This is a genomic window from Ralstonia sp. AU12-08 (genome assembly GCF_000442475.1).
GTDB lineage: Bacteria > Pseudomonadota > Gammaproteobacteria > Burkholderiales > Burkholderiaceae > Ralstonia > Ralstonia insidiosa.
Map to the genome: position 1 here is coordinate 72,780 of NZ_ASZV01000031.1, position 15,225 is coordinate 88,004.

Annotated in this window: 11 protein-coding genes; 6 read left to right on the forward strand and 5 right to left on the reverse strand. The window is 66.4% G+C overall.

Going from position 1 to position 15,225, the window contains the following annotated elements; genetic code table 11:
- Positions 1 to 110: 110 nt before the first annotated feature.
- Positions 111 to 1,433, forward strand: a complete 1,323-nt coding sequence (locus C404_RS46385) for an MFS transporter (protein ID WP_021195609.1) — start codon at positions 111 to 113, stop codon at positions 1,431 to 1,433.
- Between the two features lie 60 nt (positions 1,434 to 1,493).
- On the opposite strand, the gene C404_RS46390 is transcribed toward C404_RS46385, so the two are convergent.
- From C404_RS46390 to hemC, 3 genes are read right to left on the reverse strand one after another with little or no spacing between them, the layout of a single operon-like run.
- On the reverse strand, positions 1,494 to 2,687 hold the full coding sequence (locus C404_RS46390; protein WP_021195610.1) for a heme biosynthesis protein HemY: 1,194 nt from the start codon (positions 2,685 to 2,687) through the stop codon (positions 1,494 to 1,496).
- Between the two features lie 2 nt (positions 2,688 to 2,689).
- On the reverse strand, positions 2,690 to 4,807 hold the full coding sequence (hemDX, locus tag C404_RS46395; RefSeq protein WP_021195611.1) for a fused uroporphyrinogen-III synthase HemD/membrane protein HemX: 2,118 nt from the start codon (positions 4,805 to 4,807) through the stop codon (positions 2,690 to 2,692).
- Positions 4,808 to 4,822: 15 nt separating this feature from the next.
- Positions 4,823 to 5,839 (reverse strand): hydroxymethylbilane synthase, encoded by a 1,017-nt coding sequence (gene hemC, locus C404_RS46400; protein ID WP_021195612.1) that lies wholly within the window; start codon positions 5,837 to 5,839, stop codon positions 4,823 to 4,825.
- Between the two features lie 109 nt (positions 5,840 to 5,948).
- Between hemC and ppc the strand changes: the two genes are divergently transcribed.
- Positions 5,949 to 8,960 carry a phosphoenolpyruvate carboxylase gene (ppc, locus tag C404_RS46405; protein ID WP_021195613.1) on the forward strand — a complete coding sequence of 1,004 codons (3,012 nt, stop codon included), beginning with the start codon at positions 5,949 to 5,951 and terminating at the stop codon, positions 8,958 to 8,960.
- 14 nt (positions 8,961 to 8,974) lie between these two features.
- On the opposite strand, the gene C404_RS46410 is transcribed toward ppc, so the two are convergent.
- The gene (locus tag C404_RS46410; protein ID WP_021195614.1) at positions 8,975 to 10,387 is read right to left on the reverse strand and encodes an MFS transporter; all 1,413 of its coding nucleotides are present in this window, start codon (positions 10,385 to 10,387) and stop codon (positions 8,975 to 8,977) included.
- 125 nt (positions 10,388 to 10,512) lie between these two features.
- Here C404_RS46410 and C404_RS46415 point away from each other — a divergent pair, with 125 nt between their 5' ends.
- Positions 10,513 to 11,415: a LysR family transcriptional regulator gene (locus C404_RS46415; RefSeq protein ID WP_031329584.1), complete on the forward strand. Its 903-nt coding sequence runs from the start codon at positions 10,513 to 10,515 to the stop codon at positions 11,413 to 11,415.
- Between the two features lie 59 nt (positions 11,416 to 11,474).
- Here the strand turns inward: C404_RS46415 and C404_RS46420 are convergent, their stop codons facing one another.
- Positions 11,475 to 12,080 (reverse strand): ferritin-like domain-containing protein, encoded by a 606-nt coding sequence (locus C404_RS46420; RefSeq protein WP_021195616.1) that lies wholly within the window; start codon positions 12,078 to 12,080, stop codon positions 11,475 to 11,477.
- Between the two features lie 221 nt (positions 12,081 to 12,301).
- Here C404_RS46420 and C404_RS46425 point away from each other — a divergent pair, with 221 nt between their 5' ends.
- From C404_RS46425 to argH, 3 genes are all read left to right on the forward strand, one after another.
- On the forward strand, positions 12,302 to 12,946 hold the full coding sequence (locus C404_RS46425) for an RNA polymerase sigma factor (protein WP_021195617.1): 645 nt from the start codon (positions 12,302 to 12,304) through the stop codon (positions 12,944 to 12,946).
- The gene (locus C404_RS46430; protein WP_021195618.1) at positions 12,946 to 13,665 is read left to right on the forward strand and encodes an anti-sigma factor; all 720 of its coding nucleotides are present in this window, start codon (positions 12,946 to 12,948) and stop codon (positions 13,663 to 13,665) included. The genes C404_RS46425 and C404_RS46430 overlap by 1 nt, the downstream gene beginning before the upstream one ends.
- A 108-nt stretch (positions 13,666 to 13,773) precedes the next feature.
- On the forward strand, positions 13,774 to 15,201 hold the full coding sequence (gene argH, locus C404_RS46435; RefSeq protein ID WP_021195619.1) for an argininosuccinate lyase: 1,428 nt from the start codon (positions 13,774 to 13,776) through the stop codon (positions 15,199 to 15,201).
- Positions 15,202 to 15,225: the final 24 nt, after the last annotated feature.

The window sequence follows — 15,225 nt, forward strand, 5'->3', positions numbered from 1 at the left end:
GCAGCTTGGCAGGGCCTCGCGAGAAGGCGCAGAATGCGGTGGCGGTTTTCCGGGCCGATGTTGGTGACGAGGAGCAATCGGCCTGAACTCATAACAACTCAGGAGACCCGATGGCCCTCACCACTCCACCGCTGGGTAGCGCAAGCACCCTGCCCCAATCTGCAAGCGACTTCGAAGAAGCCACCTACCGCAAGGTGACGTGGCGCCTGGTTCCGTTTCTGCTGCTGTGCTACGTGGTCGCATATCTCGACCGCGTGAACGTCGGCTTTGCCAAGCTGCAGATGCTCAACGACCTGAAGTTCAGCGAGACCATCTATGGGCTGGGCGCAGGCATCTTCTTCATCGGCTACTTCCTCTTCGAGGTACCGAGCAATGTGATCCTGCATCGCGTGGGGGCACGCATGTGGATCGCGCGGATCATGATCTCGTGGGGCCTCATCTCGGCGGCCATGATGTTCGTGACCACGCCGGCCATGTTCTACGTGATGCGCTTCCTGCTGGGGCTGGCCGAGGCCGGTTTCTTCCCGGGCATCATCCTGTACCTCACCTATTGGTATCCGGCGCAGCGGCGCGGGCGCACCACCACGTTCTTCATGACGGCGGTGGCGCTCTCGGGCGTGATCGGCGGGCCGCTGTCGGGCTGGGCGATGACCGCCTTTGCAGGCAAGTACGGTCTGGCCGGCTGGCAGTGGATGTTCCTGATCGAGGGCATTCCGTCGGTCATCGTCGGCGTCGTGGTGCTGCTCTATCTGGATGACCGCATCAGCCACGCCAAATGGCTGACCGATGATGAAAAGGCCCTGCTCACCCGCAACATTGCTGCGGAAGACGCAGAGAAAGAGGACCCGCCTATCGGCACGGTCCTGTCCAGCCCGCGTATGTGGCTGATGAGCGGGATCTACTTCACCTTCGTGATGGGCTTGTATGGCGTGAGCTTCTGGCTGCCGACGCTCATCAAGCAGACCGGTGTAGCCGATCCGTTCTCGGTGGGCTTGCTGACGGCGATTCCGTATGGCGCGGCCGTCATCGCCATGATCCTGGTCGCCCGTAGCGCAGACCGCACGCGCGAGCGCCGCTGGCACATCGCCATTCCGGCCGTGGCGGGCGCGATTGGGCTGGTGCTCTCGGCCGTCTGGCACACCAACACCACGCTGGCGATGGCGGCGCTCACGCTCGGCACGATGGGCATCCTGACCACACTGCCGCTGTTCTGGAGCCTGCCGACCGCGTTTCTGGCCGGTACGGGCGCAGCGGCGGGCATTGCGCTCATCAACTCGCTGGGCAACCTGGCGGGCTTCATCAGCCCCTATGCCGTGGGCTGGCTGAAAGACGCTACCAAGAGCACCGATTCCGGCATGTACATGTTGGCTGCATCGATGGTGCTGGGGGCGATCCTCACGCTGTCGGTGCCGGCATCGAAGGTGAACAAGTAGGCATCACCCGCACCACGAAACCCAGGCAACAAAGAAAAGGCCGGGATCTCCCGGCCTTGTTCATTTCACGGCAAGCAATGCGCTCTGCCGGTAGTGGCGCTGGGCCTCTTCCGGCCGCTCAGTTTGCTCGTACATCTGCGCGAGCGCCAAGTGCGCATGGGCACGCAGGTTGCCGTGGTGATCGGCATCTGCATACTTCAGCGCCGACTCCAGGCTCGACTGCGCCTTGCCCCAGAGCTGCTCCTTGAAGCAGAGCATGCCGAGCGTGTAGAACAGGTCCGCATCCACCGGATGCTGGGCGAGCCATTTCTCTGCTTGCTGGATCAGCGGCAGCGCCTTGCCGGGCACCGCACAATCCGCATAGCGGCGGATCAGGCGGCCATCCCAATGCGCTTTCAGGCCTTCTTCGACGATGCGCTTGGCGTCATCGGTACGGTCCAGCTGCGCGAAGTACAGTGCGGCCAGCGAGGCAATGCGCGGCGAGCGGCGTTCCTCCGCAGTCAGTTCACGCCAGAAGGCGTTGAGTGCGTCGGCGTCGTGGCGGCGTTCGGTCAGCAGCGTCTCGCACGCCATCTGCTTGAGGCGCGCGGCCAGCACGGTGTGGATGGCATTGCGCTTTTCCAGCGCGCGCGTCAGGCGCAGCACCTCATTCCAGTTCTTAAGGTGCTGATGCGCACGCAGCGCAATCCGCTGCGCTTGAATCTGCCGCGCCCCCTGCGATTGCAGTTGCGCGATCCTCTCCAGCGCACCCTCGGCGTCGCGTGCATCGACCAGCAGTTCCGCCATCGATACCAGCTTGGCCTGTTCGCGATCCGGCGACTTCACCTCGGCCATCCACGCATCGCGGCGCTCGGTTTCCTGCATACGGTGCGCAGCGCGTGCACCGATCAGTGCCGCAGTTTCGCGCTGTGCCTCCCAGGCCTGGGCTTCGCGCGCCTGACGCTCGGCGTGGCCGAAGCGGCCCGCAAACAGGCTTTCCATCGCCTCGCGCAACGCAGCGGAAGCCTTCAGGATACGGTTGCGTTCACGATACGCCGCAGCACGCGCCGGCATGCCCGCCACATGGTGGAACAACCGCATCACCAGATGCAGCACGACAAACGTCACCAGCAACGCGGCCAGCACAAAGTTGAGCGACATCTCCACCCGGTACGGCGGGTAGAACAGCACGACATTGCTCAGATTGAGTTCGGTAAACAGCGCCAGCCCAACGGCGGCGGCAAACAGCAGCGCAATCCAGAATACCCAGCGCATGCTCACTCCTTGCCCTGACCGCGCGCAGCGGCAAGACTGTCGGCCAGCGTCGGCACCTCCAGCGTGCCGACCGTCGTACGCACCTGCGCCAGCAGGTTCTGCACCGCAGTCACACGCTGCGATTGCGTGTCGAAGTAGCGCGCGAGCAGCGTGTCGGCGCGGCCCAGATCAGCGCGGAACACAGCATCGTTGCGCGAGAGCAAGGCCAGACGCGCGTTCATCAGGCGCAGCTTGAGGTTTTCGCGCAGGAACCACGCCTGATCCGACGACAGCAGCAGCGCCTCGGTCTGATCCACACGGCGCACCTGCACGATCTGGCCCAGCTCATCACGCACGCCGCTCCACAAACGACCCCACCAAGCACGCACGCCGGCCGACCAGCCTGTGCCGGCTTGCGTCGATGCCGCCGGCGCCGACGCCGATGCAGCCGCCACGGCCTTGGCATTCTTTGCCGGACGCGCCTTCGGTGCCTGCGCGGCCTGCTCCGCATCCAGCGGCTGGGCCGACGACACCAGCGGCAACGTATCGACCGCGTTGATTGCATCGTCCAGGCGGATGGCCGCGCCACTCAGGTCAATCGACGGCATCGCCTTGAGCTTGGCGATATCGCGCGCCACGGCGCGGCGCACGGCGTTGAACTGCGGCTTGTTGAGCGATGCCAGACGGGTGTCGACGGTCTGCAGCGCGGCCAGCGCACCGCTCACGTTGCCGGTGAGCTGGAGTTGCTCGGCAGCGACTTCAATCGAGCGCTCGATCTCGGATCGCTGCCAATCGTCGCGGTTGCGCAGCAGATCCTGGCTGGCCTGCTCCAACGCGCCCTGGCGGTCGCGGGTTTCCGTCGTGCGGGCATCCAGCGCGCCGAACTTCTGCTGCAACTGGCCAACCGCGTCCCGGTCTGCGCTGGAAAGCACGCGCATCTCTTGCGCCAGTGCTTCGTTCTGCTGTCCGCGCTGGCGGATCTCACGGGCCAGGCGCTCGTTGCGCACCTGCAGTGCAGCCACTGCAACCACGACAACGGCCAGCACGGTCCAGATCAGCCAGCCGCCGCGTCGCGGTGCATGGTTGACGGTCATGGTGGGCGCGAACGATGCGGGTGCTGGGGCGGGCGCCGGACTCGGCTGGGCAGCCGCGGGCTTCGCGGCGGGAGCGGACGAGGGAGCGGAAGTCTGCGTCACAGTGGGAGAAGAAGGAGAAGTATTCGATTCAGCCGGTGCCGGAGCGGACGGCGTCGGTACGGGCGCAGGCACCGGGCCGGCCCAGGCCAGGACCCCGGCAAGCAGGCGATCATCGCCGGCACCAGTGAGCTTCACATCGCGAAAGCCCAGCGACTCGGCTTGCTCAACAATGCGCGCATGCGGCGCAAAGCACGGTGCGCCGTGCAGCGTATTGACCTCGGCGGGTGTCAGGTTGGCGCGCGCCAGATCGTCGAGATTGCGTACCGCCTCGGAACTGGTGAGCGTCCAGGCATGGCGGGTGGCAAGCACGGCGCGCAGCGCAGCCCAAGCGGCGGCATCGGGCACAGGCACGCTGCGGCGGTAAGCCTCCACCGTACGCACCGAGACGCCAGCCTCGCGCAGTTGGTCGGCCAACCATTCACGGCCACCGTTGCCGCGCACGATCAGCACCTCGCGGCCGCTGAGCGACGGCACATCCAACCGCGCATACAGGGCTTCGGAATCCTGGCGGGCGTCGTCGGCGTGGGTGTCGGGTCGGATCACGCGATACGCGGGCGGTGCAACGCCGTGCGTGGCCAGGGCCTGCGCACTCGCGGGGCCCACTACCGCCACCGGCACTTCCTGCGGCCAGCGGAAGCCGTCCGGCATGGCGGCAAACGCCTGCTGTACGGCATTGGGGCTGACGAACACAACCAGCGCATAGCGCGAAGGATCCCCCAGCGCGGCGCGCAGGTCGTCCAGATTCGGTGTCGGCGCGATGTCGAGCAGCGGGAACTGGTGCGTGCGCAGGCCGTGGCGTTCCAACGCCGTCACCAGCATGGGTGCCTGCGCGCGCGGACGCGTCACCACCACCACGGGCGCGGTGGTGGCCAATTCGGCGGCCGCGTTGGCGGCCGAACCGGCGACAGATGGCGCGCTGGATGAGGGTGGCAAGCGATCGTCCATGGCGAGCCGTGGAAGTTAGGTAGCGGGCGGGGCGTCGGCGCCCAGCATGGCGAGAATCTCACGCGCGCCGCCGTTCAACATCTGCTGGGCGACCTGTACACCGAGCGCGTCAGCCTCGGCTGGCGTGGACGGCGTGGCTTCGCCATCTGCGGCGAGCTTGCGGGTGCCATCCTGCGAGGCAACAAAAGCACGCAAACGCAGCGTGCCGGACTCCGACCACTGTGCAAACGACGCCAGCGGTACCTGGCAAGAGCCGCCCAGGATGCGGGACACGGCGCGCTCCGCGGTCACGGCCAGCGCGGTGCGCATGTCATGCAGCGGCGCGAGCGCGGCCTGCACGTCAGCACGATCGGCGCAGATCTCAATGCCCAGCGCACCCTGCCCCGCGGCCGGTAGCGATTCCTCCGGCGCGATGGTCGAACGGATGCGCTCAGCCAAACCCAGGCGCTTGAGCCCGGCGGCAGCCAGAATGATGGCGGCGTAGTCACCACGGTCGAGCTTGCCCAGACGCGTGTCCAAATTGCCACGCAACGGCTGGATGACCAGATGCGGGAAACGCGCGCGCAGCGATGCCTCGCGGCGCAGGCTGGACGTACCCACCACGGCACCGGCCGGCAGCGCGGCCAGATCGGCGTAGTCGTTGGAGACAAAGGCGTCGCGCGGGTCTTCGCGTTCGAGTATGGCCGACAGTGCGAAGCCTTCCGGCAACTCCATCGGCACATCCTTGAGCGAATGGACGGCCAGATCGGCACGTCCCTCGGCCAGCGCGACTTCCAGTTCCTTCACGAACAAACCTTTGCCCCCCACCTTGGCGAGGGAGCGATCGAGAATCTGGTCGCCGCGTGTGGTCATGCCGAGGATGGACACGTCGCACGCGGGATAGTATTTTTGCAATGCAGCACGCACGTGTTCGGCTTGCCAAAGTGCAAGCCGGCTTTCGCGCGAGGCGATGACCAGCTTGGTCGGCGCCTGGGCTGCAGGAGTCGTTGCAAGCTGGGATTCGACAGAAGTCGGGCGGGCGGTTGAAGACATGCGGCAATGGTAGCACGCAGCTTTTTCGCCACAGACCGACTATCACGTTGAAATGATGCAGAAAAGAGGGCCCTTCAGGCACCTTACCCACCCGACCTAGGAGACATCAATGACGCAGCCCGCCGCGCGCCGCGCTTCCTCGCGCGCGACCCCCGCCCGCAAGGCATCCGCCGTGCCGCCCAAGACCAGCAAGATCGCCAAGGCCGCAGCAAAGCCCGCCAGCAAACCCGCTGCCAAGGCCACGCCCAAACCCAATGGCGCGGACGAGGCCAACGGTGCATCACTCGGTCCAACCTCACGCCGCTCGTCGGGCAGCGCTGCGGCCAAAGATCAGCCGCTGAAAGAGGACATTCGCTTCTTGGGCCGCCTGCTGGGCGACGTGCTGCGTGAACAGGAAGGCGGCGCCGCCTTCGAAACCGTCGAGACCATCCGCCAGACCGCCGTGCGCTTCCGCCGCGACGGCGACCGCCAGGCTGAGCAGGAACTCGACCGGCTGCTCAAGGCGCTCTCGCGCGAACAGACCAACTCGGTGGTGCGCGCGTTCAGCTACTTCTCGCACCTGGCCAACATTGCCGAAGACCAGCACCACAACCGCCGCCGCCGCGTGCACGCGCTGGCGGGCTCCCCGCCGCAGCCGGGCAGCATGATGCGCGCCCTGCTGTCGGTGGCCGATGAAGGTGTCTCCGGGGAGGCGCTGCGCCGTTTCTTCGACAAGGCGCTGATCGTGCCGGTGCTGACCGCGCACCCGACTGAAGTACAGCGCAAGAGCATTCTGGATGCGCAGCGTGAAATCGCCCGCCTGCTGGCCGAGCGCGACACGCCGCTCACCACGCGCGAGCGCGACCGCAATACGACGACCCTGCGCGCGCACGTGACCAAGCTGTGGCAGACGCGCATGCTGCGCACCACGCGCCTGATGGTGGCCGACGAGATCGAAAACGCGCTGTCGTATTACCAGACCACCTTTCTGCGCGAGATTCCCGCGCTGTACCGCGAGTTGGAAGAAGACGTCGCCAGCGTGTTCCCGCGCCGTGGCGCACGTGGCGAGCCGACACCGCTGCCGGCCTTCTTCCAGATGGGGTCCTGGATCGGCGGCGACCGCGACGGCAACCCCTTCGTCACTGCAGAGACGTTGCGTGACGCCGCGCAAAAGCAGGCGAGCGTGATCCTCGCGTGGTACCTGGAAGAGATCCATGCGCTGGGCGCCGAGCTGTCGATGTCCACGTCGCAGGTGGACGTGAGCGCCGAACTGCTGGCGCTGGCCGAACAGTCGCCCGATCGCTCTGAGCATCGCGCGGACGAGCCGTACCGCCGTGCGCTCATCGGCGTGTATGCGCGCCTGGCCGCGACGTGCCGCGAGCTGACTGGCGAAGATGCCGGCCGCCACGCCGTCGGCCCCGCCCCGGCCTACAACAACGCAGAAGAACTGCGCGCCGACATCCAGATCGTCATCGATTCGCTGGCGGCGCACCACGGCGAGGCGCTGGCCGATGCGCGCGTGACCTCGCTGGCGCGTGCGATTGATGTGTTCGGTTTCCACTTGTCGTCGATCGACTTGCGACAAGTGTCGGATGTGCACGAAGCGACCGTCGCCGAATTGCTGAAGGTGGCAGGCGTGGAAGGCGCGTACGCGGCATTGTCGGAAGCCGATAAGCGCACGCTGCTGCTGCGCGAGCTGCAACAGCCGCGTCTGCTGACGCTGCCATTCCACACGTACAGCGAGCAGACCACGTCGGAGATCGACATTTTCCGCGCGGCGCGCGAGGTGCGTGCCCGCTACGGCAACCGCATCGTGCGCAACTACATCATCTCGCACACCGAGACGCTGTCTGACCTGCTGGAAGTGATGCTGCTGCAGAAGGAAGCCGGCATGTTCCGCGCGAACGCCAATGGCGCTGGCGCGGGACTCGACGTGATGGTGATCCCGCTGTTCGAGACCATCGAAGACTTGCGCAACGCCCCCGAAATCATGGGCGACCTGCTCGCCCTGCCGGGCTTTGACGCTGTGCTGGCAGCGCAGGGCAACGAGCAGGAAGTCATGCTCGGCTATTCGGACTCCAACAAGGACGGCGGCTTCCTCACCTCCAACTGGGAGCTGTACAAGGCCGAGCTGGCGCTGGTGGAACTGTTCGAGCGCAAGGGTGTGCACCTGCGCCTGTTCCACGGCCGCGGCGGCACGGTGGGCCGTGGCGGCGGCCCGACCTACCAGGCCATCCTGTCGCAGCCACCGGGCACGGTGAACGGGCAGATCCGCCTGACCGAGCAGGGCGAGATCATCTCCAGCAAGTTCGCCAACCCCGAGATCGGCCGGCGCAATCTTGAGACCATTGTCGCGGCCACGCTGGAAGCCACGCTACTGCCCACGCGCAACCGCCCGAAGGGGCTGGAAGAATTCGAGGCCGCCATGCAGGCGCTGTCGGACAATGCCTTTGCCGCGTACCGCAACCTCGTCTACGAAACCCCGGGCTTCAAGGACTACTTCTTCGCCACCACGCCCATCACCGAGATTGCGGACCTGAACCTCGGTTCGCGCCCCGCGTCACGCAAGCTGATGGACAAGAAGCACCGCAAGATCGAAGACCTGCGCGCGATTCCGTGGGGCTTCTCGTGGGGCCAGTGCCGCCTGCTGCTGCCGGGCTGGTTCGGCTTTGGCAGTGCGGTGCAGCAGTGGCTGGATGACGCCGGCAGCGAGAAGGCCCGCGCCGCACGCCTGGCCACACTCAAGCGTATGCACAAGCAGTGGCCGTTCTTTGCGAACCTGCTGTCGAACATGGACATGGTGCTGTCCAAGGCCGACCTGAACGTGGCTTCGCGCTACGCGCAACTGTGCGACGACCGCAAGCTGCGCAAGGCGGTGTTCTCGCGCATCTCGGCTGAGTTCACGTTGACCGAGCAGGTGTTGGCGAGCATCACGGGGCAATCGGAGCGGCTGGCCGACAACCCGTTGCTGGCGCGCTCGATCAAGAACCGCTTCCCGTACCTCGACCCGCTGAACCACTTGCAGGTGGAACTGCTCAAGCGTTTCCGTTCGGGCAAGGCCGGCAGCGACGATGCGCGCGTGCGGCGCGGCATCCACCTGTCGATCAACGGGATTGCGGCGGGGCTGCGCAATAGCGGTTAAAGGCGAGCGGTTGATTACACAGCCAGCGCGGTAGCGGCGGGGCGACGGCTGATCCAGGCCATCGCCATCGCACCGGCGTAGGACAGCGTCATCAGTCCGAACACCGTTGGCGAGGCGCGCATCAGATCGGGGACCACCGTGACGACCGCGCCTGCCGCTGCCACGCCCAGCAGGCTGCCGGTCTGCCGGGCGGCGTTGAGCAAGCCCGACGCCGTGCCGGCCAGCTCGCCGGGTGCCGCCGAGAGGATGGTGGACGTCATGGGCGCGATGGCCAGCGCGGTACCACCGCCGTACGCCATCATCACCACACTGATCAGCCAAAGCGGCGCATGTGCAGTCAGCGCGGCCGACGTTGCCAGCAAACCGACGGCACCGATCGTCAGGCCGCTCAGCATCATGGTGGGCGTAGAGAAGCGCGCCATCAGCTTGCCCGCGAAGATGTTGCCTGCCGACAGGCTCACGGCCATTGGCAGCATGACCAGACCGGTCTGGCGTGCGCTCAGGTGTTCAACGTTCTGCAGATGCAGGCTCAACGCGAACAGCGCACCGTAATAGCCGAAGTTCAGCAGGAAACCTACGCCGTTGACCGCGCCCAGCGTGCGATGCGCGAGCCATGACAACGGCACCAGCGGTGCAGGCGCCCGGCGCTCGGCCATCACGAACAGCGCACCAGCCACCACCATCAGCAACGCTGCACCCCACACCCACGGCGACTGTGCGCCGCGCACCGGCCATTCAATCGCCGCAAAGCACAGCGCAGCGAGCATCACTGCACTGGTCACCTGCCCCGCCCAGTCGAACGGCCGGGCGCGTGCCGGCTGCACGTGACGCACGATCACCCATGTGCCCAGCATGCCCACCACGCCCAACGGCACGTTGATGAGGAAGGCGCTGCGCCAGCCGTACGTGTCGACCAGGATGCCGCCCAGCGCCGGGCCCACGGCAGCAGCCGTTGCCACGATGGCGCCCCACAGGCCGATCGCCCAGGCGCGCTCGCGCGGGTCTTCAAACGTACTGCGGATGAGCGACAGCGAACTCGGCAGGAACATCGCCGCGCCCACGCCTTGCAGAATGCGCGCGGCAATCAGCGTGACAACTGAAGGCGCCAGCCCGCACCCGGCCGAGGCCACGATGAACACGGCCATCCCCGCCATGAAGACGGTGCGCGCGCCGATGCGGTCGCTCAGCAAACCACCGGTGAGGATGAAGGCAGCGAAGGCCAGCGTGTAGGCATCGACGATCCAGGCGAGCTCGGCGACGCTGCTGTGCAGGCTGTCGCGCATGGCGATCAGCGCCACGTTGACGACGGTGGTATCCAGCACCGCCATGAACACCCCCGAGGTCAGGATGGCCAGCGTGGCGTTGCGGCGCCAGCGGCTGAGATCCGCAGCGGGCGATACGACAGGAATGGTGTTGCAGGAAGACATGAGGGAACCGTTTGGCAGTGTCATGCGACCCAGTGTAGGCTTGACCGAGCATGCAAAAAAGCAGCGTTTTTGCATTGCAGCACAGCAAAAATGCATCACCCGCCAATCGTCATCCGGAGCCAAACGTGAACTGGGACAACGCCCGCATCTTTCTGGCCGTAGCGCGCACGGGCACGCTGCGCGGCGCGGCGCAGCGCCTGGCTGTGGATCAGGCCACGGTCGGCCGCCGCGTTGCCGCGCTGGAGGGCGAGTTATCGGCCAAGCTGTTCCTGCGGACATCGACCGCGCTGGTGCTCACCCCCGCCGGTGAAGCGCTGATCGGCCCGGCCGAAGCCATGGAACAGGCCGCGCACACCATCGAACGCCGCATCGCCGGCACGGACGAGCAGCTTGCCGGCACCATCCGCGTGGCGACCACCGAGACGCTGGCCGCCACCTTCGTGCTGCCCGCCATTGCGCAATTGCGGCAGCAGCACCCCGGCATCGACATCGTGTGCATGACCTCCAAGAGCATCGCCAACCTGACCAAGCGCGAGGCGGATGTCGCGGTGCGCACAGTGCGGCCAGACTCGCCGGACCTCATTGCGCGCCGTATCGCTCAATTGGAAACCGGCATCTACGCCAGCCGCAGCTACGTGGCCGCGCGCGGCATGCCCGAAGAAGGGACCGCGTTTGCGGGACACGACCTCGTGCTCTATCCCCGTAACGAGGTGCCGTGGATGTGGGAAGACCTGTGCGGCGAGCCGATCTCGCGAGGCCGCGTGGTCCTGCAGAGCAGCTCGGCCATGACCGTCTTCGAAGCCATCGTGGCAGGCATCGGCATCACAGAACTGGTCTGCCACCGCGCGGAGACCAACCCGCAACTGGTCCGCGTGCTGCCAAACCGCCGTGACACGCAAGACGTCTGGCTGGTCACGCACGCCGATCTGCACAAGACCGCACGGGTGCGCGCATTGATGGATGCCATCGTCAACGTGTTCTGCGCCTATAAAAAACCCGCCACGCCGCAACGAGCCCAAACGGCATGACGGGCAAGCCATCCGCACGGTACGCCGAGCGGACGCTGCAAAAATTTCCGGCTCAGGGCTCAGACAACAAACGCCCCCGGCACCGGGTCCTCACCCAGCGCGGACAGCAGCACCGCCCAGTGCATCGCCTCGTCGCCCATGATGCTGGCGGCGGCCTTGGTCAGGTCGCGCGTGTAGAAGTTCGGCATCACACCCAGGTAGGCCGAGGTGGCGCCCTTCTCCAGCCCGGCGGCAAAGCGCAGCACGTCGGCCTGCGTCTTCAACTGGCTGACCGGGAAGTTGTATTCCGCCACCGTCTTCTCCATGACCGGCGTGCCGCCCAGCTTGGATACGGTGCCGGCCAGCACCTGCGCATGCGCCTTGTGGTGCCCCTGGAATTTCACCGCCGTGGCCAGCACCGGCTTTTGCAGCAGGCCGCTTTCGGCGCCCACCTGATACGCGGCGATGGCCTGATACTCCAGCCCGAGCGCCACGTTCAGGATGGCGATGTCGTCCTTCACACTGCCCGATTGGGTCTGTGCCCAGGCCGGCATCGACTGCCCGAGCGACACCGCCGCCAGCGAGCCCAGCGCCATCAGCCCCGGCGCGCGCAGCAATACGCGGCGGCGCACATCGATGCGCGGGTTGTCTCCATCCAACAGGTCCATCTCTTTGATCGTGTCCATCGTCGGTCTCCTTGCATGTGGGGAAGAAGCGCGACCCGCATGGTGCCGAGGTGCGGCCGTGGTGCGGATCGCCGGCGTTTGTCCAGCGCCTGACCGCTTATACGGAGGGCTCGTCTGATTGGATGCAAACCGGGAGCAAACCACAGCGCCGCCCACGTGAATTCCCACAACGGCCCCAGTTTCTTCCTACACTTTGGGCAGACCTCTCCACAAATCGCCCCGTGCTCACCTTCCAGCGCACCACCGAACACCACGCCGAGCAAGACGACGATCCGCCGTCAACCGCAGCAGGCCGCCCGCAAAGCGCCGATGCGCAAGAGCTGGCCGCACTCCTGCAACGCGTCGGCTTGGGCGACCGCGACGCCCTGCGCACGCTCTACACGCGCTGCGCACCGAAACTGTTTGGCCTCGCGCTGCGTATCTTGGTCAGGAAGGATTGGGCGGAGGACGTCTTGCAAGAAAGCTTCGTCAACATCTGGCGCCACGCTGGCGATTACCGCCCGCACTTGGCCGCCCCGATGACGTGGATGACCACCATCGTGCGCAACCGCGCACTCGATTGCCTGCGCCGGCAGCATGCCGAACGTGTGCAGGAATCCGTGCCGCTGGATGAAACGCACGCCGAGGTGCTGGCCGACCACGCTCCCGGCCCTGCCGACCTCGCGCTCGCCGGCCAGCAGGCACGCGCCTTGGCCGAATGTCTCAAGCGCCTGGACCCGAAGCAACGCGAGGTCATCTCACTGGCGTATCTGCGTGACCTGTCGCACAGCGAGCTGGCGCAAGCGCTGTCGCTGCCGCTGGGCACCGTCAAATCGTGGATGCGGCGCGGGCTCGACCGCCTGCGCGAATGCCTGGGAGCGCCGTGATGGATCTGCGCCGCCACCCTGATCTCGTCGATAAGCTGGCTGCCGAATACGCGGTGGGCACGCTGCGCGCGGGCGCCCGCCGCCGGTTCGAACAATGGATCCGCCGCCATGACGACGTTCGTGCGACCGTCGAACGCTGGCAACGCTATCTGGCCGACCTGCCCACACTGCAGCCGGCCACAGCGCCCCCGCCGGAAATCCTCAGCCGTGTGGAAGTGCAGCTCGGTTGGCGCGAACCCGCACCCTCGCCCAAGGCGCTCTGGCAAAAGCTTTGGGAAGGCACCGGCTTCTGGCGCGGTGCCACGGCGGTCGCAGCGATTGTCGCGGCGGTGGCGGTCGGGCTGAATCTGCGGCTGTCGGAGCAGTTGCGCGAGGCGCCCATCGCCAATGCCGTAGCCGTGCTGCAGGATGCACAGGCACAGGCCGCCGTCCTCGTCACCTGGGATGCGCGAACTGGCACGCTGTCGCTCAAGCGGCTGGATGCGACGCCGCTCACCACGGAACAAGCCCTGCAGCTCTGGGCGCTACCGCCCGGCGGGAAGCCGAAGTCACTTGGCGTGATCGGGCACCAGCGCGCAGTCCGGCTGACCGTGGCGCAGCCACTGCAGCAAGTGCCTGCTCTGGCCATCAGCGTGGAGCCGCGCAGCGGCTCGCCTAACCCAGACGGGCCGACGGGGCCAGTGGTCTTCAAGGGCGCGCTGATCGACAGCACGCTGTAGCCGGCATGCCCGCACTGAGGCCGATAGGCCCGCCGGGCGATATAATCGCGGTTTCCTGAATTTGCGGCTGGCACCCCTCGCCGGCCGCCCTCCTCCAGCTGTCCGCCCATGACCTCCCAACTCGCCAAGAAGGCTGAAGCGTGGTCCGCCCGCTTTAACGAGCCGGTGTCCGATCTCGTCAAGCGCTATACCGCGTCGGTGTTCTTCGACAAGCGCCTCGCGCTGTTCGACATCCAGGGCTCGCTTGCGCATGCGGCCATGCTCGCCAAGCAGGGCATCATCGCCGAGGCTGACCGCGCCGCCATCGAGAAGGGCATGGCGCAGATTCGCCAGGAAATCGAAGCCGGCACGTTCGAATGGAAGCTGGACCTGGAAGACGTGCACCTGAACATCGAAGCGCGCCTGACCGCCATGGCGGGCGACGCCGGCAAGCGCCTGCACACCGGCCGCTCGCGCAACGACCAGGTCGCCACCGACATCCGCCTGTGGCTGCGCAGCGAGATCGACAACATCGTCGGATTGCTCAAGGCCCTGCGCGGCGCGCTGCTGGACCTGGCTGAACAGCACACCAACACCATCGTCCCGGGCTTCACGCATCTGCAGGTCGCACAACCGGTGGTGTTCGGCCACCACCTGCTGGCCTACGTCGAGATGTTCACGCGCGACACCGAGCGCATGCTCGACGCCCGCAAGCGCGTCAACCGCCTGCCGCTGGGCGCCGCCGCGCTGGCCGGCACGAGCTACCCGATCGATCGCGAATTCGTCGCGCAGCAACTCGGCTTTGACGGCGTGTGCCGCAACTCGCTCGATGCCGTGTCCGACCGCGACTTTGCCATCGAATTCTGCGCCGCAGCCGCGCTCGTCATGACGCACATCTCGCGCTTCTCTGAAGAGCTGGTGTTGTGGATGAGCCCGCGCGTCGGCTTTATCGACATTGCCGACCGCTTCTGCACCGGCAGCTCGATCATGCCGCAGAAGAAGAACCCCGACGTGCCGGAACTCGCGCGCGGCAAGACCGGCCGCGTCAACGGCCACCTGATCGCCCTGCTCACGCTGATGAAAGGCCAGCCGCTGGCGTACAACAAGGACAACCAGGAAGACAAGGAACCGCTGTTCGACACGGTCGATACCGTGGTCGACACGCTGCGCATCTTTGCCGACATGGCGACCGGCATCACCGTCAAGGCCGACGCCATGCGCGCCGCCGCTCTGCAGGGCTACGCCACCGCCACCGACCTCGCCGATTACCTGGTCAAGCGCGGCCTGCCCTTCCGTGACGCACACGAAGCCGTGGCCCACGCTGTGCGTGCCTGCGACGATCTGCGCTGCGATCTGGCGGATCTGTCGGTTGCGCAACTGCGTGACATCAGCGGCCTGGGCAAGGAAGGAGAAGAGCGGGCCAACCTCATCGGTGACGACGTGCACGCTGTGCTGACGCTGGAAGGTTCGGTCGCTTCGCGCAACCACATCGGCGGGACGGCGCCGGAGCAGGTGAAGCAGGCCATCGCGTTTGCACGCGCTGCGCTGGCCGAGTAATCCGCGTCACACGCTCCAAACAAA